This window comes from Vibrio sp. 1457 (genome assembly GCF_033340195.1).
GTDB classification, from domain to species: domain Bacteria; phylum Pseudomonadota; class Gammaproteobacteria; order Enterobacterales; family Vibrionaceae; genus Vibrio; species Vibrio alginolyticus.
On the sequence record NZ_JAWOWA010000025.1, the window covers coordinates 17468 to 43425 of the forward strand.

Genomic DNA, 25958 nt, shown 5'->3' on the forward strand with positions numbered 1-25958 from the left:
CAGTATGAATCTCATCTGATTTAAACTGTTCTGAGATCGTAATAGTTGGCATTTACCGAGACTTTCCCTATTATCGAAACAAAATTACTGTGGTCATTCTTTAGAGGTCAGTATGGAGCTTGAAGCCGTTGCTAAAGCACTAAAAGAGTTAGGGCATCCGACTCGTTTAAGTATTTACAAAGAAGTCGTCAAAGCGGGATACAAAGGTATCGCGGTAGGCGGCGTACAAGAAAAGCTTGGCATTCCAGCATCCACTCTCTCTCATCATATCTCGAGCCTTGCTTCAGCTGGTCTTCTCACCCAGCGCCGCGAGGGTAGAACCCTTTTTTGTGTTGCAGAGTATCAGTGCTTAGATGACGTAATTGGTTTTTTAAAAGCAGAATGTTGCGTTAACGAGTGCTCATAAATTTCTAGCAAAAACGAGAGAGTTTGAGTTTCTATTGAACTTCAGCAGAACGTGAATGACGATGAAAAACATACACACCGAAGTTGCTAACCTCGGTGTATACATCTTCTACTTCGCGACGAGTAACATCGACGACTTAGATGGTACGATTAACTTACCGTCAGTTGGAATGATTTGTTCTGTCATCAAATCAACCCAATTACCATCGATTTTTAATGTCAAAGACTGTTGACGCTGTGATTTATTAAGCACCACAATACCTTTGTCACCTCGCTTCAGTACGAGCATGTCATCGTTACCTTCAAGAACACTCATCGGCTCGCCATGCGTCATATTATGGAACTGGATCATTTTTGCCATTCTCGGATCGCTCCATGCACCTTGCCATCTTGGCTGACCATTTTTACCTTTAATACCGCTGGTGTTTAAGTCGGTATAAATCAACGGCACACCACCATCTCGGCCTAGAATATAGGCATAAGCTAACCATTCGTTCTCCTCGTCCATGATGAGATCAAGAAAGACATCGTTGTTAGGAATATCATGTGTGATAGCAAATGTAATCGCACGACCGGGGGACAGAGCCTGACCAAAACAATAGGGATCAATCAGAGACTTGAAGCTGCCCTTTTTAGCAAACGCCTTAAACATGGTTGAGAACAAAGGGAAATCGTACGCACCTAGGCGAGTTTCCTGTAGATACGGCTCAAGAAACAGCTGATACTCTTCTTCCGTCGCACCGCCATCGGTAATAATTTCACCAAATATATGCACATCCCGCGTGATGTCGTCTGTCCAAACACGCTTAAGATGCTCTAACGTCATGTGTTTCGCAGCGTCAATACGAAAACCTTTCACACCAATAGCTTTCAGCGCCTTTAGGTACGCTCGCTGCTGCTCAACGACATGGTCACAAACACGAAGAGTTGGCAAGCCAGGATCGGTTGGCCCACCTGTGATACGTCCGTTTTGAACCTGCCACTTATCTTTCCAGTCTTTGATGCCGAATGCTTCAACAAAGTCCTCTTCATCAAAAAGTGGTTGAGATAGATCGCCAAACAACGCTAGCGACTGATATTTCTGTTTGTCGTTCTGGTATTCCTCCAAGACCTCTTGTCTTGGGTACTGAAGGTCTCTGCGAAGGTGGGCCTCATTTGCCATATGGTTAAACACTACGTCGGCATAAACCCACACACCAACTTGCTCCAGTTCACGAACCATATGAATAAAATCTTTGGTATCACCCAAGGCATTATCGATAACACGATAATCTTGTGGTTGATAACGCTGCCACCAGCGCTCATCGTGTGCGCTTTTCATTGGTGGCGAAACCAACACAGAGCCATAACCAAGCTCGCGGATTTCTTTTGCTCGTTGGGCAATGTCAGCATACTTCCAATCAAACGCATGTAAGATAACGTTTGCACCGAATGATTGTGTTTCCTGTGAGCCACTCATGTTGTTCTCCTGCTCGTTTCCACTCACGATTACTTGTTTGCATTTTTTTGTGAGTGAATTCAATAATCGAAATTATAAAAGCTATTCATCAGAGGCACTCACCCTTTTAGCACTAACTCAAGGCTGAAATCGAAGGCGTAGCGACTCATCCATTGCACAGCGATAAATCGTTCTGAGTGAATAACGGGCACACGACATACAACCCGAACAGACCAACACAAAACTAAGGCATTGTTTTGATTAACAAAAACTTAAATTTAAAAAGATAGAACATAAGACCTATGTACGCCCTAAAATAGGCCCAAAGGATAAAAATAGCCAAGCCAACCCGTTGAGTAATCAATTGTTAATAAAACGAAACTGGCAGATGGATCACGTTTGGCGCGTTTCAAAAATCCAGTAAATCACCATACCTAGCGTTAAAAGACTAAAGATTTCCGTTTGTATCTGTCCCGAAATGACTTCAAAATGCGAAACTTAGCTTATCTCTATGGGGTATGCTCTACCTTGGAGGATAATAATGAATATCAAAGAATTTTCTGACCTCGTCGGGCTATCTGCTCATACACTTCGATACTATGAAAAAATCGGTTTACTTAAACATGTCCATAGAAACGCGAGTGGACATCGAATGTATAGTTCGAAAGATCTAAACTGGATAAGCTTTGTTAAGCGTTTAAAAGAAACTGCAATGCCACTTGAAGAGATTCTAGAGTATGCCAAATTAAGGGAAGTCGGCTCTCAATCTGTACCACAACGTCAAGCTCTGTTAGAACAACACCAAGAAAACCTCAAACGCCACATTGATCAGCAGAAAAAGCACTTATCGGCTCTAGAAGAAAAAATTGCCTTGTATAAAAGCGGAAAAGTTCGTTGACTTAGAGTTAACTCTAACGATTAAGGTGTGTTTACGTTTATTCACTAGGAACATACCGATGGAACAATCACGCTTTAACAAAGGATTAGAACTACTCTCGCAAATTGATGGCGACGCTGGTCATAATGTCATCGAAACCTTACAAGATATTTGTCCAGATTTAGCTCAGTACACCATTGAGTATCCGTTTGGCGATATTTATGCTCGCCCGGGCTTAGACCTAAAATCGAGAGAAATCGCAACCGTCGCCGCGCTAACGGCAATGGGGAATTGCGCGCCGCAACTAAAAGTGCACTTAAATGCAGCGCTGAATGTAGGCTGTAGCGAGGATGAGATTAAAGAGATCATTTTGCAGATGTCCGTCTACGCAGGTTTTCCCGCGGCATTAAACGGCATGTTTGCATTCAAAGAAGTGCTAGCGGAAAGAGCAGAGTAATAACGACGTTGAAATCAATTTAACCGCAATTAAAAACGGCCCTTGGGGTTCGGGCCGTGATTAAAACAACGAGTGAATTAGCGCTCAGGAGTTTCAAGCAGTTTAACCGCGCAATCTACCGCGTTGTTAATGCCTTGACTGCTCTCCAACTTGCCTGAACTTGCAGGACCAAGGGCACAAGAATACAAAGCCAGCTGCTTATCGAACGGCAGATCCAACTGTTCATAGAGATTTTGTCGGATTCTTGCATGTTGTTCTGGTTCTTGGTTAGCAAGGCTAATCAACGTTTCATAAATAAGCGTTTTCATGTCTTTCCCTTTTCACTTTATTGCACGGGGTGCATATATATTGTATCCATTTGGGAAGCACAAATCAGAAGCTAGGTCACAGAACGCGTCGCTAAAAAAGTTTATGTGCGCGGTAAATTGCAATACAAACCTAAAGCCGTTTAGAAAAAGGGCAACTGATAACTCGATAAACCAGCCGATTAACTAGCATTCGCCGCTGTTTGTTTATAATCGTGTCCGATATAAACAAAAACGTCGCTGTATCAGCGACGTTTTATCTCGACTTTAGTTAATCGAACCTGTTTAGTTGAAGTGCACTAGCATTTCAACGTCATCGCCTTGCTCTGGAGCCTGAAGAGCGAAGTGCACGTACCCTGCTTCAGTAACAGGAATCGCAAGGTATTCATTGCTGCCTGCATAGTTGGACGCATACTCGTGCTGCTCTACTGTAGGCCAATGCTCCCTACTCGCGTATAGATCGACATTACCAGTTTGAGAGTGAGCCGTTAGCCATACACGAACCTCTTCAACACCTTCAGGCACATAAACTGCTGCATAACGCTGCTTGTGAACGGTAAGCATTTTGGCTTCACCAGACTCTAATACCACAGGTGCTAAATCATCTTGCACTTGGGTTGGCGGTGTTTGCGCTTCCACTTCTAACGCAGCCACAAGATTCACTGAGTCATAGCTATCACGTCCAGTTAAGCTGATGTAGTAACGACCCGCTTTAACGTAACCATCTTGCTCTGGTTCAAACACAATCTCTTCATTGCTGCCATCAGCATAATGACTCATTTCGAAATCATAGTAATGCGCGACTTTGTTGTAGCTCATGTAAAGATCCGCATCACCCGCACCCTCAATAGATACATTGAAGTTAACGGTGTTGGCTGGAACATCAACGTAGAACAGTTTTTCGCTGTATGCTTCGCCACTGAGCTGAAGGCTTTGGTTCGCCGTCAATTCAGTCACTTGTGCTTCAGGGCTTGTTGGTTCTGTTGGCTCTTCTGGGTCTGTATCAGGTTGCTCAGGTTCCACTTTTAATGTGTCCAACCAACGTTCAAACTCAGCATCGTATTGTTGACCTAAAGACGTCACCTGCTGTGCCCATTGTTCGAACTGGCCAGAGCGCGACAATGCCAACAAGCTTTCGACGTCTTGTGGATGATTTTCTAACATGAATCGAACAGCTAGATAACCCCAACGATAGATACGATTGGTATCGTGAGAGTACGTGGTATCAAACACAGTGGAAAGGCTCAGTTTACCATCTGCAATCAGCTCAATCGCAGCTTGGTAACCTTGCTTGTAATGCATGTATTCAGCAAAACCTTCTAGCCACCAAACAATATGACCATGAGCCAAGTTATCGCTGAACGAACCGTATTGGTTAAATCGTGCATCTAAATAGTGCGTGTATTCATGTTCTAGGTTCAAGATAGAGAGATCTTCACCATTCGCGTAGCGATAAGCGACGAAACGCGCAGTATTGTCCGCTTTTGAAGGGTCACCTTCTAGGTACTGACCACCGTTGTCCGTTGTATTACCAAATAGGAATGAAGAGTAATCAACGTAACTAGTGTTACTCGCGAATACCGCCACTTCAACACGATCATTCAAATCATCAGCGACAGGTTGATTACCCGTATTCGCAACTCGATGGAAGTCGGCTTCTTTTGCCGCTAGCACTTCACACGCTTTCGCTGCTTGAGCATCGGTCAGATCCTCAGAGCGAATAATGGCAGGTCCCTGACATTCAAAACGATTTGGCATTACACGTGCAGCTAAATCTTGCTTGGCTTGCTCAATATTCAGACCATTTAGGCCTTCTGGTGCGTAGTAGCTCATCATTTCAACGGCAGCAAGCCATAGTTTGTCATGCTCACTACCCAGTGGATAACGCTGCATCACCTGTTGCATTACTGCCAATGCTTTGCGTTTGGTCTCCTGATCTGGGCTCGCGAGCAAACGACCAGTTTCACGTAATGCATTGAAAACGATAAAGCTTGCATCCGTATCTAATGCCCAAGCATTATCAGATGCGAATTTCACCAACGTATCAATATGGTGTGTATTGTTTGCCATGTATCGGTAGAACGCATCGTTCGCCGCATGGCCTGCCATAGAGCGGAACAAGTTGTTTAAACCATCGACCCATTGCGTGTCCTGCGCGGTTTCACGATTAAAGTGCATCAACGCGGCCATCATGCTATCCATGGTCAGCGGCAACTGCTTAACGTTATCAACCATCAAAGTCAGGCTCTTCATTGCACCAACTTGTTCACGACCCTGATCCAAAGCATGAGGGTTGTTTAGGAATAGGTTCGTCGACTGAGCAAAACGCTGACTCAACGCTTGCGAAAACTCAGGTGTACCAGTACCAGCGTTGTAGCGAACGTAGTAGGCCGCTCGAACAAATTCGCCTAAGTTCTCTAGAACACGGGCTTGATCTGCTTCACCACGATAGCGAGCGATTTCTTGATCCAGAGCGACTTGGATACGGCTTAGGCTCGCTTCACTATAGATATCATTCAGCGTTTCTGAAGGTGCTGAAAACCAAGCGTGGTAGCAATCATACTCAGCACCAGAAACGGCAGTAGCCAGATCTCGCGATTGTTGTAAATCAGCAACAGCACACTGATTTTGTGCAAAAGAGAAGCCAGACACACTCGCTAGCATACAAGCAAGCGCCAAACGATGGCGCGGGAAAAAACGGATATGAGACATAACAACACTCATTGATTATTAACATACATTGAGTGGGGATTTATATTCTTTACAGCTCAAACAGTGAAATCAGTGTCATAAAATTTATGAAACCGCTCCCAAAAATAGGTCTTTTACTCTAATTAAATGGGAGCAATCCCACTCCCAAAAAACTCACAATTATCAATAAAAACATTAATTTACCTTTTTCTAAATAACGACTTCATGAGGAAAATTGCCCTTAAACGCCCCTCTTAACTCTTCCAGATAGAGTTCACGAAAATCAAAGGTTCTAAATTAAATTTTGATGCTTGATACCATCTATTTTTATTTGTGACTCATTCCCAATAAGTCATCGAGTGCATATCAAAAGGTTGGCATTAATGGTAAATTCTCCGCCAAATCAAACACATTTACTCCTCCAGTCATTGATGAGTGAATAAAGCAGATATTTGGCTAGGGATAATACATGTCACTTTGGGGATTTTGGGGAGCGGGGATTGCCTACTTCATGACAACGTTTGCCTTTGTTTTTGGCGGCATTTTTTGGTTATGTGCTGAAGGTAATACATTAAGAGAAACAAAGCGCCAATCATCAATAATGTCCGGGGTTATTGCTTGTACTATTGGAACTTGGGTGCTTGCTTTTGGTGTTTACGTTTACGGTTACTTTTGGGATAACTCTTCTCACTATTATTTTTATTTGCTCGCTCCATGGGGACTTGCCATTTTTGGGGTAAAACTTCGTAACCGCTGGGTTAAGCAATACGCGCGTGTAAAACACGCAAAAGAAGAACAGTGGCAAAAGCACTGGCGAGAATTATTAGTGGAAGATACTGAAGAGCTTCCACCATATACACATGATTACGAGCTCTACTCGGGCATTTGGCAAGCCAATGAAGCGCTCCAAGAACAGTGTTTTGCAGCCCTTCCTCACGGGAAAGCAGTCTACGAGAGAGTGAAAGCCTTCCAAACGATGGCCTCCCCCGCTGGTGACATAAACAATCAAGTTTTGCTGAGTAAACTCGATCAACTAGAGGATGAAATCATTCAAGTTCTTGAGCAACACTCGCAAAAGAAAGTAAGCATTGAAACTGGCGCAGGTACTTTACACAAAGAGTCAAAACGCAATGTTTATCACCATGAGAATGGCCCAACAGAAGAGCAACTGTACGACTCAATCAACCTCCAACATGATTTGGATCGAGAGCTACGCAACATTATCTATGATCGGCTCGGTTACGATGGCGAAGATGAGTACTTTTTCCTCCAAGCGCCACTCGAAGAGCTTACCGAGAATGAAACCGCAATCAACTGGATGCTCTGGGGGTTAGTAAGCAACCATTTTGCTGTTGACCCATACCAAACGGCGTTGGATCTCAGCCTAATGAATGCGGAACCAAGATGGGGGCAAAATGAACGGTTTGTAATGATTACGGCTCAATAAACGCAAGTACTAAGTCTAATTTTAATACAACCTATTCTGAGACCACCCTCGCGTTGGTTAACTTAGCCAGTAAGCGGCCAACGCGATCGCGCATTTCACGTCTATCGACAATCATATCTAGCGCACCATGCGCTAGTAAAAATTCACTTCGCTGAAACTCGTCTGGTAGCTTTTCACGTACCGTTTGCTCAATGACCCGTCTTCCCGCAAAGCCAATACTTGCTTTAGGTTCACCAATATTGATGTCTCCTAACATGGCTAAACTCGCCGAGACGCCACCATAAGTTTGGTCCGTCAATACTGAGATATAGGGTAATCTGTGCTCAGATAAGTGGTTTAACGCGGCGCTGGTTTTTGACATTTGCATGAGTGCCACCAAAGACTCTTGCATGCGCGCCCCTCCGCAAGCGGAAAAACATACTAACCCAGATTTTGTATTAATTGCGCTTTCAACTGCTCGGACAAACTTCTCGCCAACCACTGCGCCCATCGAGCCTGCCATGAAAGAGAATTCGAATGCACACGCAACAACAGGCAGCCCCAATAACTTGCCCTCCATCACCACCAACGCATCTTTTTCTCCAGTCGTTTTCTGTGCTAAAGCAATTCGCTCTTTATATCGCTTTAAGTCTTTAAAACCCAAAATATCTTGTGGCTCCAACTCACTTGCCAACTCTTGTTGTGTTCCATGGTCCAGAAAAGAGATCAACCTTTGACGCGCAGCCATTCTCATGTGATATGAGCATTTAGGGCATACTTCCAAATTTTCTTTTAACGCGGCACGATAAAGTATTTGTTCACACTCAGGACACTTTGTCCAAACGCCCTCAGGGATAGACGCTTTGCGCGAACCTATTATATTTTTATTCTCAAATAACCGTTCTAACCAGCTCATAAATTCACCACTATTGATTACGTTCTAGCGCGATATCTCGTTGTTTGTTCGCTTAAACTTGTAAATAAAATTGTATGTAACTTAGTACAGGGATAAAGTGCGATATGCTGGCTTGATAATCCAATAAAGTGGGATAATGAAATGTTTGATAACGTTGACCAAATCTGGTTAAAAAGTTTTCACTGTGTTTATGAGAACAACAGCTTTAAGCGAGCCGCTGAGTGTTTGAATATACCAACATCAAATATCAGCCGACACATTGCCCTGCTTGAAGAAAAGTTAAACATTAGGTTGTTCAATAGAACAACAAGGCGAATGACGCCCACCGAGGCTGGAGAAGAGCTCTATAGCAGCACTCGTCCGTTATTGGAGCAACTCAACGCCGCACTAGAAACTGTAACGCGCCACTCGCACACGGTAACAGGGGAACTGCGAACTCTTATGCCAGACACACCTGTACTGGCCAAAGCGGTTGTCACCTTTTGCACGCAATACCCGTCAATCTCTTTGTCTTGCGATACAACGCTAAACCCTAAAGATGATGTTATTGACAGCTTTGATGTCATTTTGAGTTTTCATAGAGGGACTTTGTCAGACAGTAACTGGGTGGCGAGAGAGATAAAACGCTGGCCCAGTGCCATTTTAGCCGCGCCTCAACTAATTGAGAAATACGCCCCCCCTTACAAAATTACGGATCTAAGTCATGTTCCCTGCATCACGACGCTTACCGCAGTAAATGGTGCACCATGGGTATTCAGAAACCCTGCTGGGGGCCATATTACTCAAACTGTGCAATCTTCATTCAAAGTAAACAGCGGTCATCTCGCCAGATATGGCGCGTTATCAGGGCTTGGATACGCAATATTGCCAATTGAGTCATGCCAAAATGAGATCAAAAATGGTGAGCTAGAAATCGTCACTCTAGAGTACGAACCTGAGGATTTAGTGCTTTACGCCTTTTACTCGTCAAGAAAACATGTAGCTAAGAAAATATCTATGTTTGTTGAACATTTAAAGCAAAACGCAAAACTTAACGCCTAGCTAAGCTTTACTCAACTAATTTATCGTATTCTGTTTTATCGTCTAGAAAGGACAAACACCGCTAAGCGATTTGAGACTCGATTTTTTCAAATAAAAAAGCCAGCAATTAACATTTACTGGCTTTTATTAAAGAGGGTCAGTTGGCGTTTAGATTCTAAACGCTCCTACGTGACGATCGAGTGTTCGCGATAGCTCCGCGAGTTGTTGACTTGATTCTTCTAGTTGCTCACTCGCTGTTAGCGCACTTTTCACTGAGTGGCTGACGGTATCCATGTTCATATTAATTTCGTTTGCTACCGTTGATTGCTGTTCTGTTGCGGTTGCTACTTGAGTATTGATATCTGAAATAGTCGTCACTTGTGCAGCTATTGCTTCTAAAGCCTGTCGAGCTAACTCAGTTTCTGCCGTTCCTTCTTCAATAAGAGTCTTACTATTACTCATTGAATTCACCGCACTTTGAGCTTCAGTTTGTAGCTGGTGAATCATATTGTCAATTTCATCGGTAGAATGAGCCGTTTTAGTCGCTAGGTTGCGAACTTCATCAGCGACTACTGCAAAACCTCGGCCGGCATCACCAGCGCGTGCCGCTTCGATAGCCGCATTGAGAGCCAATAGATTGGTTTGCTCCGAAATACCTCTAATCACCTCTAGAATACTACCAATTGACTGAGTATTTTCAGCAAGACTCACGATAATGTTGGAAGTGCTGTTCATCTCGTTTTCAAGATTAGTCATCGCCGTTTTGGTTCTTTCTAGCGTCGTGTAGCCATCTTGCGCTTCATTACTTGCTGCACTCGCAGCATTTGCCGCTCCGGCAGCATTGGAGGCAATTTCATTGACCGTCGCAATCATTTCGTTCATGGATGTGACAACCAGCATGGTTTGCTCGTTCTGCTCTTGCCCTCTTGTGAGCGCTTGCTGAGATTGCCCACGCAAAGCGACAGCTGAACTATTAAGCTCCACACCAGTATTTACAACTTGTGTAATAATCTCATGTACTTTCCCAACAAAAACGTTGAAAGCAGAAGAAATTTGCGCGACTTCGTCATTACCTTTCGCTGGCAAACGAACGGTTAAGTCTCCGTCTCCTTTTGAGATGTCTTGTAGAGCGTCTTTAAGCGCAGAAAGCGGTCTCATCAGTTTATTTAGCAGAAGTGACAGAATCAAAACACACATAACGAAGATCGCCACCATAGAGATCAACTGGTAAGTAATAATTCCATTCGTCGCTTGGCTCACTTCGGTAATAGGAATACCAATATCAAAAGTACCGTATAACTGACCATCCACATAAATTGGTGCCATGATGTCAAACACCCATACTTTCTGGACATCGGCATACCACTTTGAGTACTGTTGAACACCTCTCGTCGCGCCTTCAACAGTATATTCATCGTTATAGGTTTTGTTCAGCTTGTGCTTATCACTGTGGGCTACTGCCGTTACGTTACGGTCAATTACAACGGCATAACTCACGTCTGAACGTTGTTTCAGCCCCTCAACAAGCGATTGTAAATCTTGCATTGGATTGGCTGAGTTCTCCAAAATATAACTCGCATTTCCCGCTAGAAACTCAGCTTGAACTTGGGATTTGTTTAAGATGATGTCATCGATTTTCTGACTCGAAATTAGGTACGTTGATGCCATACTCGCCACGACAGCAATACCAAACATGGCGCAGACTGCTAATAAGATGATTCTTTTCATTATAATTGTCTCAATACAATTCAATTGATGCTCATTAATCGAGCGCTAAGCCTTTCTTCTCCAAAACCAACCAAACTGCATTTTGGGTCTGTTTGGCAGAGCAAGACATAACTTTATAACTATGTATCTGCTTGGTTCCCGATTACTTTAGACAGAAGGAAAAAAAGTCTTCAAAACGTCACATTTCTACGAGGTTTGGCGAAGGGACGAGTACGCAAAAGGAAACGTTTGCATAGTTAAATTTAACTATGCGACCAAATTGGTATCGAACATTAAAGAAAAGAGTTCTAATTAGCGTTTTGCCGTCGGGAGCGCTGTGGTCAGTGCTCCCGTTTTATCATTTAGTATCTCAGGTTCAGATATTAGAGCCACAATTGCAGCGGTTGTAATCCGAGATGCTTGGTGAAGCGAGAATGACTTGGTTTGTAGATATGGCAGCGATGTCAGATCGAGTGATTCTCAATCAAGAATCGGCAGCAAAATAGGCAAACCAAGGCATGAAGCTATTACCCATGCAAAAAGAAAGGAAAAGAATCTTTACCACAGAGTTTAACTTGTCAGCGATATGTATCCATGCATACCCATGTACAAACCAACTGCACTGATCAAGACGCCCGATAAGTAAGGAGCTCGACGTGCAACATCATTCAAACCGCTCCATTTAGATGTCGCTTTTTGCACGCCCACTGCTGCCACAACGCCAACAGCAACCAGAGTCAAGGCTAAGCCAATACTGAATGACACAACTAATGTCGCACCAAGAGTCATTGCCTTAAGCTGCAAACAGATAAGCAAAACCGTTACCGCAGCAGGGCATGGAATCAAACCGCCCGTTAATCCAAACAGCAGAATTTGCCCATTCGTCACGTCTCGATTCTCAAAGCGTTTTTGAATGTCTAAAGCGTGAGCGCGTTCGTGAGCATCTTGATATTCCTTATCTTCGCTTTCTAAATGAGAACCAGGACGGAAATGTACATCAAAGTCATGGGTATGATCATGGTGCCCGATGATCAAAGTGACAGAAAGTCCATTAGAGACTTTAATGCAAGACGCCGATTCCAAGTATCCATCACGCTCTATAAAGTGATAAATATCAGCAGGTTGATAACCATCACTCGATACCGAAACCTTGATACCTTCAGCAGTTAAAGGTTTACCGCTGAGTGTTCGCAACTGGAAACGGTGATGCTCCCCTTCCTCTGTAATCGAAAGCGAAACATGCCCATGTCCTGTATCCACAACTTGCGTCGTCCAATCGCGAGCATGATCCTGAACTTTGTTCCAAGCTCGCTCATCGCTCCATGTCCGCCAAAACATCCATACGCCGGTTGTCACGATAATGACCCCAGAGATAAGTTGCATCCATGGTTCAGCCGCTTCAACGGTGAATTTCTGGCTAATATACATCCCGCCAACAGCGATTAACCATACAATTGCAGTGTGAGAAAGTGTGGCAGCTAAACCCAGCATCACGGCTTGTTTGACCGTTCCTTTCACCGCGACAATGAACGCCGCCATCATCGTTTTAGAGTGCCCAGGTTCTAAACCATGCAAGGCGCCAAGCAAAATGGCACTGGGAATAAAGAACCACCCATTACCTTGTTGTAGTAACGCGACAAAATCCATTGTTGTTCTCTGTTGTTGATTCTAATTTATCGCAAACTATACTCCCCCCTAGTATTAAATACTACCCCCCAGTATAAATTGAGTGCTACATTATCAGTTAGAATAACTCGGCCCGTAACGTAAAGAAGATAAGACATGTCGCATACAACCAGAGATCAAAAGAAGCTCAACACTCGAGTCAGTAAAATACAGGGTCAGGTGAACGGACTTAAAAAAATGCTGGAAGAAGAGCATGAATGCCAAGATGTGTTGCAGCAGATTGCCGCTATTCGGGGAGCAGTAAATGGTTTGATGCGAGAAGTAATTAAAGGTCACTTACTTGAGCACGTTGTACTTGAGGAAGACAAAACTCAACGTGAAAAAGATATGGAAGTCGTATTAAAAGTACTGGACTCTTATATAAAGTAACCCTACTTCGCTAGAGTAAAGTCACTAGGGTTAAACTCGAATATATCCTTTATAGGTAGTCGCTTACTAAGCGGGAAATAAAAATTCCATTTCATATTGATTAAGTTGAAAATGGAACCTATATCGGTTCAAGTTAAATAGTTTATTTATAAGAACTAAAACGGCCCAAACATAGGGCCGTTCATATTATTAAAAAACTCTAAACTATCTGATAAAAATACATATTGTGATAGGTTTTTACTTTATGGAAGAGTACAAGTAAACCTTTATACCTCTTGTAATTCGACGTGCTTAGCGCTGTAAGATTTTGTAAATGCAACACACCCCAAAAGTACAGCAAGTGGTAACACAGGATCAAAGATTGAACCATGAGATCCGAAGAATAAGTTAAGAATCATGACTAATGAACCACCAATAGCCCAAGCAATTGTTGTTGGAATAGTCCAAATAATGAGTTGTTTCTTAACCTCAGTCACCCCCATTAATCGATTAACAATATGGAATAGCGAGTCATTAAAGTAGCCAGCAAATAGAGATCCCATCGTAGCTGCCGTCGCTGCGAATAAAAGGTTAACGTCAGGAATATTCACTAAAACTGGGGCAGATATAGAAGCAGCGGTTATCATGGAGACTGTACCAGAGCCCTGAATAATACGAACTAACGTCGCAATAATAAATGGAATCATAACCGCAGAAATAGGAAGCCCTGCAACTTGGTTGGCAATCTCTGCGCCCGCACCCGTTTCACGCAATACGGCACCTAACGCGCCACCAGCTCCTGTTACTAACAAAATGATGCCACAAGTGGAGATTCCTTGTTCCATCTTTTCATTCGCTTCTTCTTTGGTAAGGTTATTACCCAATGTGTAAACCGCTAGTAACGTCGCTATTGATAGTGCAATAGTAGGGCTGCCGATAAAAGCGATAAATTGACCAAATGTTGTTGCAGTCAGCCCTTCGAAACCGAAAGTCCCCTCTAATAAACCCATCACTGATTTCGCAAGTATAAGTAAAATAGGGATAATAATTGGAGCGATAGATTTACTTAAAGATGGTAGGTCTTTCGCTTCTTTACTTGCAATGTACTCTTTGTGATCATTAATCAGTTGCTCACTAGACTTCGAGAAATGTTCGGTTGGAATGAATTCAGGAAACTGCTTTTCTAACCATCTTGCATACCAAACAATACCCATGACACAAGGCGCTGCGATCATCAAACCAAAACCTAACATGCTGGCAAGATCGACACCAAAGATACCAGCAACGCCCAAAGGTCCTGGAGTCGGCGGAATAGCGTGATGCGCTACGACCAAGCCGCCCGCCAGAGCAACCGTAAGCGTTAAAATCGAGCGATTGGACGTTTTTGACAAAGACTTCGCAATTGGATAAAGAATGATAAGCGCGCTATCCACAAAGATTGGGATGCTAACAATATAGCCAGTTACAGCAAGAGCGGCCTCTTCTTTCTTTTTTCCTAACCACTTTATAAAATTATAGGCAATACTTTCTCCTGCTCCAGAAGCCTCTAAAATAGCCCCCATCATAACGCCGAGACCGATGACAATCCCTATACCGCCTAATGTTCCACCAAATCCTTTGCTAACGGTCGCAATCGTGTCGTCAACACTTAACCCACCAATAATACCTGCGATACATGCCGCAATTAACATCGCAATTAACACATGTACTTTTGTACGTAATACAAGAAAAACAAGGACTGATACGGCTACTATTAGTCCAATTACTGAGGTTGGTAACATTAGACAATCTCCATATTGTTAACAGAAATAAATTGTTGTAATACATCCTTGAAATTACTGTCTGATTTAAATCCAAGCTCCAGTTCTTTAGTACAATCAATTTTTTGTGGCCAACTACTCACAATACGATCAATACCCGCATCATGCTCATAGGTAATATAATTAGAAAGTTGTTTACCCATTAGAGTGTCCATTGTTTGAATCATCTCAGCTGGTGTAGTTTGAATACCAGGTAAATTAAGCGTTCTATAGGACAGATTATTTAACTGCTCATAAGGCATTAGCCCTGCATATTGAATATTGTCCACCACTCTAGACGGGCTCGATATCCAAAGTTTTAGCGTAGGGTCTACAGGACAATTTGATTCTTGAGCATTCAAAGGCTCACGAATAATTCCGCTTACGAAAGAGCTAGCGGCAAGGTTTGGTTTCCCAGGGCGAATACAAATAGTCGGTAAACGTACGGATACAGCTTTAACAAAGCCTTTACGGGCATAGTCGTTCACCAATAACTCACCTATAGCTTTTTGCGTCCCGTAGGATGACTGAGGATGAAGTGCTGTTATTGGTGTAATCGTTTCCGGAAGATCACCACCAAATACAGCTAAAGATGAAGCAAACGTAAAACGAATATTAGGGTTTACTTTACGGCAACGCTCAAGCAATAACTGTGTGGTCGTCAGGTTTACAGCTACGCCTAAATCAAAATCTTGCTCAGCATGGCTCGATACAATTGCCGCTAAATGAAAAATGTGTGTCGTTTCGGCAGTAATAACTTGGTCTATATTTTCTCGCTTTGTCATATCCATGACTAAAGAAACGACTCGGTCATCAATGCCCTCTAAGCGCGACTTTTGAATGTCGACAATAGTAATACTTTCAGCTTTGTTTTCTTTTAGTAGTGATTTGGCAAGTAGGGTTCCGAGAAAACCCGCCCCTCCAGTTATGATAATATTCATAGTCACGACCCTTTGTTTTTGTAATTGGTTTCAAGTTATTTATGGATAGAAATTAAAATTGTTATAGGTATGGTTTAACCCAACTAAGGCCCAGCTGCGTGCTATGCCTTGGGTTGTATTCACAACCGATCCAGCCTTGGTAACCAGAGTCATCCAAAACATTGAATAGGTGTGGGTAATTCAGTTCGCCTTCCGATGGTTCGTGCCTTTCAGGCACAGAAGCAATTTGAATATGGCCTGTGTATGGCGCCACATCGCGAATCAACGTACTCAGATCACCGTCCATAATTTGTGCGTGATAGAGATCGAGCTGCAATTTCACGTTTGGACGAGCCACTTGTTTGATGAGTTCCACCGCTTCACGTTGATGTGCAACGAAGTAGTTCGGTACATCGCGATTGTTGAGTGGCTCAATCATCAGCTCAACACCATGTTCGGCAAACTTATCCGCTGCATAACGAATGTTTGAGATAAAGGTTTCAATATGCTGATCACGAGTGAAGCGTGAATCAACAATGCCAGACATAGCGTGAACCTTTTTACAGTTCAGTGCCTTGGCGTACATCAGCGCAGTCTCGACGCTCGTTTTAAATTCATCCTCACGCCCCGGAATAGCTGCAAAACCTCGTTCACCTGCATCCCAATCACCTGGAGGCATGTTGAATAACGCTTGCTCAAAACCAAACTGCTGTATCTTGCTTGCTAGTTCTTGCGCTTCGAATGCGTATGGGAAAAGGTATTCCACCGCTTTGAAGCCCGCTTGGTGTGCTTTTTCGAAACGATCTAGAAAAGGAACTTCTGTGAATAACATTGTCAGATTTGCCGCGAATTTAGCCATTACTTACCTCTCCCTTTTAGGTCTTGAATCTCAGTATCCGTTAAGTAGCGGATGTTGCTGTCTTTAAGAATGAACGCTAGCTTCGCTGTCTCTTCTAGCTCTTCTGCGTTATCCACTGCATCTTCAAAGTCCGTACCCGTGATCACTGGACCATGGTTCGCCAGGAGGAAAGCTCGGTAGTCACTAGCCCGTTGCGCAAGTTCTTCAGCAATCTGAGGGTCGCCCGGGCGCAGGTACGGAATCACTGGCAGTTCGCCAATGCGCATTACAAAGTAAGGTGTAAAAGCTTTGATGGCATTCTCGCGATCTAGACCTTCAAGACAAGAAAGCGCCGTCAAGTAAGTAGAATGCAGATGCACAATCGCATTACACTTTGAGTTATTTCGATAAATCGCCAGATGAAAAGCGACTTCTTTTGATGGCTTTTCACCAGAGATATGGTTGCCATCAATATCCACAACCGAAAGCTCTTCAGCAATCAAGCGGCCGAACGAAGAACCAGTTGGCGTTGCCAGAAAGTGTCCATTAGGCAGTTTTAGAGAAAGGTTGCCAGCGCCGCCAGTCGCATAGCCACGTTCAAACATAGAGCGCGCCATAGTGACCATTTGCTCTCGCAGTTGTTGTTCTGTCATCAATTCTTTATTCATCACAACCTCACCTATTCAAAAAACGACTGTGCTTTGGCAAAGAAGTGTTCATCGCCGAAGTTGCCCGATTTCAGAGCCAAAGAAAGCTCGCCTTCAAGTGACTTCACCCAAGGTACACCTGGTGCGATTTGAGGACCGATATGAAAACCTTTTACGGCTAGGCTTTGGGTTACAACCCCTGAGGTTTCCCCACCCGCAACGATGAAATTTTTCACACCGTTCTGCTGAAGTTTAACTGCAAGTTGGCTAAAGAATTGTTCAACCGCGTGACTTGAAGCATGCGCGCCAAACTCTTGTTGAATCGCTTTTAACGCCGCTGCATCTGCGGTTGCGTAAACCAGTGGTGCGAACTCGCTTTCGATGTTGGTCATGACCCAATCAAACACTTGATTTAAGTAATCTTCTTCCGTCAGACACGCCTTCACATCAATAGCAAAGTGTGGCGCTTTTTCTTTGTAAACAGCGACCTGTTGGTTGGTCATGACAGAACAAGATCCAGATAACACAACGGTTGGTGCCTTTTTAGGGTTCCCCTCTTGCTTCGCATCACTTTGATCTTCAAGGTTCTCTATCCAGTTCTTAGCAATACCCGCAGCCAAACCAGAACCACCAGTTACCAGTTTTAGAGACTTCGCCGCTTGACCAAGTGTGACAAGATGCTCTGCATTGAATGCATCAACCACTGCATAGCGGTTGCCTTGTACTTTTAGCTCTTCAAAGCGCCCAATTACCGCTTTTGGACCTTGTTCAATTATTTGGAAGTTCACCAGGCCAGATTTGCCTTGAGATTGAGCATCCATCATACGAACTAGGCTTGAATCAGTCATTGGTGTCACAGGGTGATTACGCATACCTGAGTCGCTTAGCAAGTCTTGGAATACAAATAGATGGCCGTTGTAAACTGTGCGACCATTCACTGGTAATGATGGGCATACAATGGTGAACGCTTCACCTAGCTCTGCAAGCAGTGCATCCGTTACAGGACCAATGTTACCTTCTGCTGTGCTGTCAAACGTTGAGCAGTACTTGAAGTAAAACTGCTGACAGCCATTTGCTTGCAGCCACTTAAGCGCCGCTACTGAATCCTCGATTGCCTCATCTACAGGACAAGAGCGAGATTTAAGACTGATCACGACCGCATCTGCGTTTACATCAATCTCTTCTTTTGGAATACCGTTAAGCTGAACTGTGCGCATGCCGTTTTCTACAAGAAAACCTGCGATGTCTGTTGCGCCAGTAAAGTCGTCTGCGATAACGCCTAATAACATCATTTTTTCTCCGTTTTACGTGCGCTTATTTCTGTTTGTTTTCTACACCTGGAAGCTCAATACCATCAAAAATCTTGATAACGGCACTGTCGTCCTCCTGGCCAAAACCAGCATTGCTTGCACTCAAAAACATGTTTAGTGCTGTGCTTGATAGAGGAAGTGGAAATTTGAGATCTTTTGCTGTGTCCGATACGAGGTTTAAATCTTTCACAAAGATGTCGACCATAGATTTAGGGGAGTAATCACCATCAACTACATGCTTCATGCGGTTCTCAAACATCCAAGAGTTACCCGCTGCATTCGTCACCACGTCGTACATCAGGTCAAGAGGAATGTTTGCACGTGCCGCTAATGCCATTGCTTCAGCACCAGCTGCGATATGAACACCTGCTAGCAATTGGTGGATAATCTTCACAGTTGCGCCTAGGCCAATCGCTTCACCGATGTTGTAGACTTTAGCTGCCGTTGCGTTGAGTACTGGTTCAAGTGCATCAAATGTGCTTTGCGCTCCCGACGCCATAATAGTCATCTCACCTAATTCTGCTTTTGCAGCACCACCAGATACCGGTGCATCAAGCATCACAAGATTGTGTTCTGCCAATTTCGCTTCAATTTGTTTTGCGTCTTCTGCTGAGATGGTTGCTGAAACCATTACTGGCGTATTCGGCTTAAGCGCTGTAGCAAGACCGGTTTTGAACAAGACCGTGTTAACTTGAGCTGCGTTCACAACAAGAACTAGAACCGAATCAAGCTTATCTGCAAACTCAACTGCATTTGTAGAAACAGCTTTTGCACCGAATGAACCTAACTCTTCAAGCGCTTGAGAATTTAAATCGAAACCATAGACATCTAGGCCTGCACGCACACATGACTTTGCGGCGCCCATTCCCATAGAGCCTAAACCGATAACACCTACAGATTGAACTTCACTCATAAAAACAATGCCTTCTGGTCTATTAAACTTTGTTAATTCTTGTTTGGTTGATGTGATTATATGTGAAGATTAATACTAAGACCTCGCTTTGAATCACATTTTTTCACACAAATTAACAATGTCATGATATATACCTCTTTATGGGCAGAGATATTCCGAGCAGTTAACACAAGCGAAGGCTGTTCTTACAACGTTGAGAACATAATTCACAGATATTCACAACAAATGAAAAGATTGGTAGGATACTGAAAAACAAGAATATAGAAGTGAAACTATGATCCCAGCAGAACGTCAAAGAACCATATTATCCCTGTTATCACATCAAGAAGTGTTAAGCATTTCAGATTTAACCGACCACCTTGGCGTATCACATATGACCATTCGTCGTGATATCGTGAAGCTTGAATCCTCAGGTAAAGTCGTTTCTGTTTCTGGTGGAGTGCAACTCGCTCAAGCTCTACATTCCGAACTTTCCCATGATGCGAAGGTCGAGCAACAAGCGGATGAAAAAATTCAAATTGGTAAGCTGGCGGCTACGTTAATTGGTCAAGACGCTACGATTTACTTGGATGCGGGAACAACCTCTCTAGAAATCGCCCATCAAATAGCAAATCGTAATGATCTTTTAGTGATCACCAATGACTTCTCTATTGCTGCTTTCCTTATGACGCACAGTGAATGTGAGCTTTACCACACTGGGGGAAAAATTGACCGCGAGAACCAATCCACCATTGGAGGAAAAGTCGCAGAGTTCTTGAATGGGCTAAATATTGATATCGCCTTTATTTCGACTTCATCTTGGAGCTTGAAAGGCTTATCAACACCTAATGAAAATAAAGTTCTCGTTAAAAAAGCAATCATCAAGGCGGCACAAACCAATTATCTGATCTCAGACTCAACTAAATACGGTCAGATAGCGAGCTTTCATGCATTAGACATCGAGCAATTGGACGGAATTATTACCGATCGAAACCTATCCGAAGTGGTCACTCAAGAATTAACGGATAAAGGATTACGTGTGTATAAAGAGTAACACTACCTAAATATCTGAGTTCGCGTAACTTTTATACTCGTTAATTTATAGGTGCTTCCAATATACATAGACCGTGCTGTGTACTTTCTGGCAGAAAACACATCCTTTTGTTTTCTAAATTACCAAATTACTGATTACATCTGGGATATGGAAGCTCACTTCGCTTTATCGCTGCTCGTCACTTGTCATCAAAAATCAAATTCACCGCAATTGCCATCAAAACTAAGCCTAAGATTGGCAGCAAGACACCCAATGGTGAGCGCTCTATGTAAGGCAAGTTTTCAGCAATCAATAAGCCCCACTCAGGTTCGGGCGGCTTAACGCCAAGTCCGATAAAACTCAGAGACGTCAGGCTAAGCGTAATGTAAGGCAAACGCAGAAACGCATGACGAATCAATGGCGGCAGCACATAAGGCAACAAGTAGTAACGGAGTACTCGCCACTGACTGGTTCCCCAAATGGGCGCAAGATGCGTATATGGCTGCGCTTTGGCTTCCATCAACAAGCTCGCACAGTGCGCCGCTAATGGTGCCCATGACACCATAACAATCGCAATCAAGGCACTGTTTGGGTTCATCCCCGTTAGACCAGCAATCAGTAGACCCGCCACGATGTATGGCACACCTTTGGTGATCTCAATTAAGCCTTGGCTATAACGAGTCACGAAGCCGAGCAGCAAACCAATCACCAAACTTAGGAACGTCGCGATGATGCCCATTTTGATTGTCGACATCATACCGCCACCAACGCGAGCAAGCAGATCTCGCCCGACCGCATCGGCACCAAACGGGGCAGCCAAGCTTGGCGATTCAAGGCGGGTAAATTGGATGGTGTAAGGATCGCGCATTAACGCCCATCCCGCACAACCAATCAGCAAGGCAAAGATTATGGCACTGACGATGCGTTTGGTGGTGCTTTGGGTAAAACGGAACGTGCTGTGACTGCTGATCAGCTTGCCACTTGTGACACTGTGCCCGAGTAACCAGCGTTGCAATAAGATGCTCGCACTACTGATCAACATCGAGAACACCAGCAACACCAACAAGCCACCTTGCAGCATCGGCAGATCTTGTGACTTCGCTGCACCTAAGATCAATCGTCCAATACCCGGAATGGAAAACACCTGTTCCACAGCAACCGCACCGCCGGTTAAACCAATCACCGTCATTGCGATTTGAGGAATCAAGTTACTAACGGCACGCCACAAGGCAAAGCGTAAGATTTGAAACTTACTGACGTTCGCCGATAGCCAAGTGATCACCCAAGGTTCATCTAATACACGCTTGAGGCTGTCATTGAGCAAACGACCGAACAAACCAGCAGCAGGCAATGCCATTGCCAAACTGGGTAACCAGAGGTTTTGCACGCCTTGCCAACCATAAGGTGGGAACCAACCCAACCAAATGGAAAACACCATGATCAGCAGCGAAGCAATCACGTATTCCGGCAGTGAAACCAACACCGAACTGAGCGTGTCATGATGTTTGTCTAAACGATTCTGTTGCCAACGACGCACAGTGTAAAGCACGCTCGCCATGCACATTACAAATGCCATGCCCAGCGCTGTAAGCATCAGTAGTAACGACGTTTTTGCGGTTTGTTGAACGCTCTCCATCACGGATGCGCCGCTCACCCAAGAGACACCTAAGTCTCCTTGCATGGCAAGCGTCAACCAATCCCACAATCGCTCAGCAGCGCTGCGGTCAAGTTGAAGATCCTCTCGAATGGCTTGCAGAGCTTCTGCCGTCAGCAATTGTTGAGCACCCGCACGAGCACGGAGGATTGATTGGCTTGGGTCGATACCTGCAATATCCGGCATCAAACCCACCAGCACAACCACTACCCCGAGTGACAGGAAGCGCGACAAAAAACGCGTAAACCATTCAGGCATACAAGCGCTCCAACGAGAGCGCATGTTGGCAACAGACGACATCGAGTTAGTTCACCTCAGTAAACTGGTCGATCAGGCGACGCTCACGTGGGTCACGTTGTGCATTCTTCACGCGGTCACTCTCACCTTGGATTACACGCTCGTGAAGCAGTGGAATCACAGCGTATTGCTCAAGGATTTTGCTTTCTGCTTCGATGATCGCTTGTTGGCGTTTCTCACCCAAAGGCTGACGATCAGCGTGTTTCAATGCTGCGTCCACTTCTTCAGAGCAGAACTGACCTAGGTTGTAAGAACCTTTACAGCTAAAGTCACTTTGCATGTACGCCACTGGGTCACCAGAATCCAGCACCGTTGCACGTGACAACAAGAACGCATCGAACTTACCTGCTAGTGCATCGTTTTCGATTTGTGCGTATTCACGAACGTCTAGCTCAACCACAAAGCCAGCCGCTTCAAGTTGTTGCTTTAGCAGCACCGCTACTTCTGGCAACTCAGCACGGTCGGTAAATGTACCGATGGTGATCTTCTCACCGTTCGCGTGGCGCATTTCCATGGTTTCCATACGAGGGTTCGCATCACGAATTGGTTGAGCCCATGCCAATGCTGGACCTAACAGACCTTTCGCTGAATCGGCGTGGTTCTCGTAAACCGTTTTGATGATTTGCTCACGGTTAACCGCTTGAGCTGCAGCTTTACGCAAACCGAACTGGCCAAACACGTCTGATTTATTGTTTAGGTAAAGCGTGTTGGTACGCGGCATTGCGACTTCGTGCAGCTGTGAAGATTCCATCATCGCGATTTGCGATACAGGAACCGCTTCAACGACATCCGCCTCACCGGTACGCAGCGCTGCAGCACGAGCAAAACCGTTTGGTACGTATTCCGCAAAAATGCTATCTACTTTCGCTTTTTCACCCCAGTAACCATCAAAACGCTTCAATTTAGCGCTGGTTGTCCCGTTGATTTCTGTCAGAACGAATGGGCCCGTACCCGCATTGATTGGCACAACACGACCGTTTTCTTGGTATGCAGCACCAGAAAGGATCGCTAACTGTGGACTAGATAGACGACTTGGCAACAATGGATCGTTAAAGGTCGTTTTGATTTCAACAGTGAAGTCGTCCAATGCGCTAACTTGCCATTCGATACCATCCAAAATGCGTGGTTTTGGTGCGGCATCTAATGCTTTTTGTAGAGAGTTCACAACCGCGTTGGCATCAAGGTCAGAACCATCGTGGAATTTCACGCCCTTACGTACCGTAAATTGCCACGTCATCGGGTCAACTTGTTCCCACTCCGTTGCCAGCATAGGCTCTGCTACCGACTGATCGTTTAGGTTCACTAGCGTTTCTGCCGTGCTCCAACGTGACAGTTTGAACGCGTCATCTGAAAGTGGCGACAAACCTGTGCGTGGTGGCTGCATCATGGCAACGCGAATTTTCGTTGCTTGCGGTGCCGCTGCTTTTTCCGCATCTGGCTTACTTTCGCCAGAGTCAAAACAACCCGTCAGTAGTGCGCTTAAAGCCAGCGACAAAGCTAACTTGGGAGTACTAAGGTGCATAAGAAACCTCTCCAATGGTTTTTGTGAATTCATTACTTTTGTGTTGAGCGCTCATCAAGGCTCTCGTGATCAAGTGCGATGGGTTATTTGTCACGTTTTGTGCCGTGCCGTGTTCGACAACGCGTCCTTTGTCTAACACTAGGATTTCATCGCATAGGGTTTGTGCCGCATCGAGGTCATGTGTCACCAAAATCAGGCGCATCTGACGACTCTTTTGAATGCCTGCCAACAAGTCGAGAATCTGTTTACGACTGACGGGGTCTAAGCTGCTGGTTGGCTCATCGGCAACCAATACACAAGGCTCAACAATCAAAGCTCTGGCGATAGCCACACGTTGGGCTTGCCCAACTGATAATTGCTGCGGGTTACGATCCAACAATGTGAGATCCAAACCGACATCCGCCAACACCTTTTCCACCTTCTCATTGAGCTCTTGTGTCAAACCAATGTTGCTTAGCGGCTCCAGTAAGATCTGGCGAACGGCGTAATAAGGATTCAAGCTCGATTGCGGCTCTTGCGGAATCAATTGAATGTGCTGGCACAACTCTTGGCGCTGCTTAGCCGAGCTACGCGATAGCGGATAGCCACACACATACACTTCACCAGATGTGGGTTTACGAAGACCAAACAGAAGCTCAATCAAAGTCGATTTACCCGCACCAGAAGGACCAACAATCGCAATGTTCTTTGTGTCGATGGAAAGATCCAATTGTTCGAGCGCTTTAAACGGTTTGCCCCCCAACCAACTTGGTTTGGAGTAATAGTGAACACTGGCTTGCTCAAAGCGAACTTCCGCCGATTTAGGCTGCGTGTGCCCGCTCAAGTTGTGCTTAGTCAAAATAGGCTCCAGAGATGAGGTTAAGGCAGCAGTTGCGCAAGTTGTTGGCAGAAAGGATGCGAACTTTGCTGAATGGCTTGCCAAGGTGCGCCATAAGCCACCATGGTGTTGTCCGCAATCACCAAGACTTTGTCACACGCCAAAGCCGCAGATAGATCGTGCGTGATCAACAAACCACTGATGTTGCGTTGCTGAACACTACTGCGAAACAACTCAAGGATCTCCGCTTCGGTGATTGGATCGAGCGCACTGGTGGGCTCATCAGCGATGATCAAGTTGGCACTACCAAGCAACGCAATCGCAATACAAATACGCTGGCGCTGACCACCAGATAACTGGCTTGGATGCTGCGCCAATGCTGCTTTTGGATCTGCAAATCCGAGTTGAGACAACAAGGTCGTCACCGTTTCTCGGTTTGCTGAAGACAAGCGTGTTTTGTTGCCCGTCAATGCCAAACACAGTTGTTGCTCGACAGACGCCAATGGATTCAGCGCTTTAAGTGCATCTTGGAAAATGACCGCGGGACGCTGGGATTGACTCCGTTGCAGCATGGCAGTTTGTGCGACTTCACTGCTGTTAAGCTGGATACTTCCGTCTACCCAAATATCTGACGGCAAAAAACCTGCGACGGCTTTCGACAACATGGATTTACCAATGCCGGAAGGTCCCATAATGGCAAGAGCTTCACCTTGAAACAGCTCAAAAGAAATGTCTTTGAAGAGTGTGCGTTCTGAGTCTGTAAGGCTGAGATTATTAACGGAGAGTATTGGTTGAGAAATCACGGCATCAAACTAAATGTAATAATATAACATCACAAATAATATCATGCGGGTTAAAGCAAGGAAACCAGTCGGAAAGGTTATTTCATCACCTTTTTCAGATTTATCAGCAAGGGCAGATGGCTCCACCCTTGTCATAAGAACATCTAAATT

General features: G+C 44.6%; 23 protein-coding genes. 7 read left to right on the top strand and 16 right to left on the bottom strand.

Features of this window, described 5'->3' with window-relative positions:
- Window positions 1-112: 112 nt before the first annotated feature.
- Complete coding sequence (locus R7Z41_RS19930; protein ID WP_005375388.1) at window positions 113-406, top strand: ArsR/SmtB family transcription factor; 294 nt, start codon at window positions 113-115, stop codon at window positions 404-406.
- A gap of 108 nt (window positions 407-514) precedes the next feature.
- On the opposite strand, the gene R7Z41_RS19935 is transcribed toward R7Z41_RS19930, so the two are convergent.
- Window positions 515-1864, bottom strand: coding sequence for an alpha-amylase family protein (locus R7Z41_RS19935; protein WP_033906794.1), 1350 nt, complete (start codon window positions 1862-1864; stop codon window positions 515-517).
- 520 nt (window positions 1865-2384) lie between these two features.
- On the opposite strand from R7Z41_RS19935, the gene R7Z41_RS19940 reads away from it, so the two are divergent.
- Both R7Z41_RS19940 and R7Z41_RS19945 read left to right on the top strand, forming a co-directional pair.
- Window positions 2385-2741, top strand: coding sequence for a MerR family transcriptional regulator (locus R7Z41_RS19940; RefSeq protein WP_017635251.1), 357 nt, complete (start codon window positions 2385-2387; stop codon window positions 2739-2741).
- A 58-nt stretch (window positions 2742-2799) separates the two neighbouring features.
- Window positions 2800-3177 carry a carboxymuconolactone decarboxylase family protein gene (locus tag R7Z41_RS19945; RefSeq protein ID WP_005375385.1) on the top strand — a complete coding sequence of 126 codons (378 nt, stop codon included), beginning with the start codon at window positions 2800-2802 and terminating at the stop codon, window positions 3175-3177.
- Between the two features lie 77 nt (window positions 3178-3254).
- On the opposite strand, the gene R7Z41_RS19950 is transcribed toward R7Z41_RS19945, so the two are convergent.
- Window positions 3255-3485: a PAS factor family protein gene (locus tag R7Z41_RS19950; RefSeq protein WP_005375384.1), complete on the bottom strand. Its 231-nt coding sequence runs from the start codon at window positions 3483-3485 to the stop codon at window positions 3255-3257.
- A 282-nt stretch (window positions 3486-3767) separates the two neighbouring features.
- Window positions 3768-6194 carry a M9 family metallopeptidase gene (locus R7Z41_RS19955; protein ID WP_225477777.1) on the bottom strand — a complete coding sequence of 809 codons (2427 nt, stop codon included), beginning with the start codon at window positions 6192-6194 and terminating at the stop codon, window positions 3768-3770.
- A 448-nt stretch (window positions 6195-6642) separates the two neighbouring features.
- On the opposite strand from R7Z41_RS19955, the gene R7Z41_RS19960 reads away from it, so the two are divergent.
- On the top strand, window positions 6643-7620 hold the full coding sequence (locus R7Z41_RS19960) for a hypothetical protein (protein WP_318136405.1): 978 nt from the start codon (window positions 6643-6645) through the stop codon (window positions 7618-7620).
- Between the two features lie 31 nt (window positions 7621-7651).
- Here R7Z41_RS19960 and accD read toward each other — a convergent pair whose 3' ends face one another.
- Complete coding sequence (gene accD, locus R7Z41_RS19965; RefSeq protein ID WP_017821534.1) at window positions 7652-8515, bottom strand: acetyl-CoA carboxylase, carboxyltransferase subunit beta; 864 nt, start codon at window positions 8513-8515, stop codon at window positions 7652-7654.
- Between the two features lie 141 nt (window positions 8516-8656).
- On the opposite strand from accD, the gene R7Z41_RS19970 reads away from it, so the two are divergent.
- Complete coding sequence (locus R7Z41_RS19970) at window positions 8657-9556, top strand: LysR family transcriptional regulator (protein ID WP_064376759.1); 900 nt, start codon at window positions 8657-8659, stop codon at window positions 9554-9556.
- Between the two features lie 147 nt (window positions 9557-9703).
- Here R7Z41_RS19970 and R7Z41_RS19975 read toward each other — a convergent pair whose 3' ends face one another.
- A complete protein-coding gene (locus R7Z41_RS19975; RefSeq protein ID WP_017635256.1) occupies window positions 9704-11263 on the bottom strand; it encodes a methyl-accepting chemotaxis protein in 1560 nt (519 codons plus the stop codon).
- A gap of 549 nt (window positions 11264-11812) precedes the next feature.
- The gene (locus tag R7Z41_RS19980) at window positions 11813-12889 is read right to left on the bottom strand and encodes a nickel/cobalt efflux protein RcnA (RefSeq protein WP_225477779.1); all 1077 of its coding nucleotides are present in this window, start codon (window positions 12887-12889) and stop codon (window positions 11813-11815) included.
- A gap of 135 nt (window positions 12890-13024) precedes the next feature.
- Between R7Z41_RS19980 and rcnR the strand changes: the two genes are divergently transcribed.
- Window positions 13025-13297, top strand: a complete 273-nt coding sequence (gene rcnR / locus R7Z41_RS19985; protein WP_005375370.1) for a Ni(II)/Co(II)-binding transcriptional repressor RcnR — start codon at window positions 13025-13027, stop codon at window positions 13295-13297.
- A 266-nt stretch (window positions 13298-13563) separates the two neighbouring features.
- Here the strand turns inward: rcnR and R7Z41_RS19990 are convergent, their stop codons facing one another.
- The 6 genes from R7Z41_RS19990 to ltnD form a co-directional block, all read right to left on the bottom strand.
- Window positions 13564-15057, bottom strand: coding sequence for a GntP family permease (locus tag R7Z41_RS19990; protein WP_005375369.1), 1494 nt, complete (start codon window positions 15055-15057; stop codon window positions 13564-13566).
- The gene (gene denD / locus R7Z41_RS19995; RefSeq protein WP_005375367.1) at window positions 15057-16016 is read right to left on the bottom strand and encodes a D-erythronate dehydrogenase; all 960 of its coding nucleotides are present in this window, start codon (window positions 16014-16016) and stop codon (window positions 15057-15059) included. The genes R7Z41_RS19990 and denD overlap by 1 nt, the downstream gene beginning before the upstream one ends.
- A gap of 61 nt (window positions 16017-16077) precedes the next feature.
- A complete protein-coding gene (gene otnI, locus R7Z41_RS20000) occupies window positions 16078-16854 on the bottom strand; it encodes a 2-oxo-tetronate isomerase (protein ID WP_005375365.1) in 777 nt (258 codons plus the stop codon).
- Entirely contained in the window at window positions 16854-17501 is a 648-nt protein-coding gene (locus R7Z41_RS20005; RefSeq protein WP_005385078.1) for an aldolase, read from the bottom strand. Before R7Z41_RS20005 ends, otnI begins: the two co-directional genes overlap by 1 nt.
- A gap of 11 nt (window positions 17502-17512) precedes the next feature.
- Window positions 17513-18769 carry a 3-oxo-tetronate kinase gene (gene otnK, locus R7Z41_RS20010; RefSeq protein WP_005375358.1) on the bottom strand — a complete coding sequence of 419 codons (1257 nt, stop codon included), beginning with the start codon at window positions 18767-18769 and terminating at the stop codon, window positions 17513-17515.
- A 25-nt stretch (window positions 18770-18794) separates the two neighbouring features.
- Window positions 18795-19703 (bottom strand): L-threonate dehydrogenase, encoded by a 909-nt coding sequence (ltnD, locus tag R7Z41_RS20015; RefSeq protein WP_005375356.1) that lies wholly within the window; start codon window positions 19701-19703, stop codon window positions 18795-18797.
- Between the two features lie 274 nt (window positions 19704-19977).
- Here ltnD and R7Z41_RS20020 point away from each other — a divergent pair, with 274 nt between their 5' ends.
- A complete protein-coding gene (locus R7Z41_RS20020) occupies window positions 19978-20736 on the top strand; it encodes a DeoR/GlpR family DNA-binding transcription regulator (protein WP_005375354.1) in 759 nt (252 codons plus the stop codon).
- A gap of 178 nt (window positions 20737-20914) precedes the next feature.
- Here R7Z41_RS20020 and R7Z41_RS20025 read toward each other — a convergent pair whose 3' ends face one another.
- The 4 genes from R7Z41_RS20025 to R7Z41_RS20040 are packed head-to-tail and all read right to left on the bottom strand — an operon-like array spanning window position 20915 to window position 25808.
- Window positions 20915-22669 carry an ABC transporter permease subunit gene (locus R7Z41_RS20025; RefSeq protein ID WP_005375352.1) on the bottom strand — a complete coding sequence of 585 codons (1755 nt, stop codon included), beginning with the start codon at window positions 22667-22669 and terminating at the stop codon, window positions 20915-20917.
- Between the two features lie 4 nt (window positions 22670-22673).
- The gene (locus R7Z41_RS20030; RefSeq protein ID WP_005375350.1) at window positions 22674-24188 is read right to left on the bottom strand and encodes an ABC transporter substrate-binding protein; all 1515 of its coding nucleotides are present in this window, start codon (window positions 24186-24188) and stop codon (window positions 22674-22676) included.
- Entirely contained in the window at window positions 24178-25026 is an 849-nt protein-coding gene (locus tag R7Z41_RS20035; RefSeq protein WP_005375349.1) for an ABC transporter ATP-binding protein, read from the bottom strand. The genes R7Z41_RS20030 and R7Z41_RS20035 overlap by 11 nt, the downstream gene beginning before the upstream one ends.
- 20 nt (window positions 25027-25046) lie before the next feature.
- On the bottom strand, window positions 25047-25808 hold the full coding sequence (locus R7Z41_RS20040) for an ATP-binding cassette domain-containing protein (protein ID WP_005375347.1): 762 nt from the start codon (window positions 25806-25808) through the stop codon (window positions 25047-25049).
- Window positions 25809-25958: the final 150 nt, after the last annotated feature.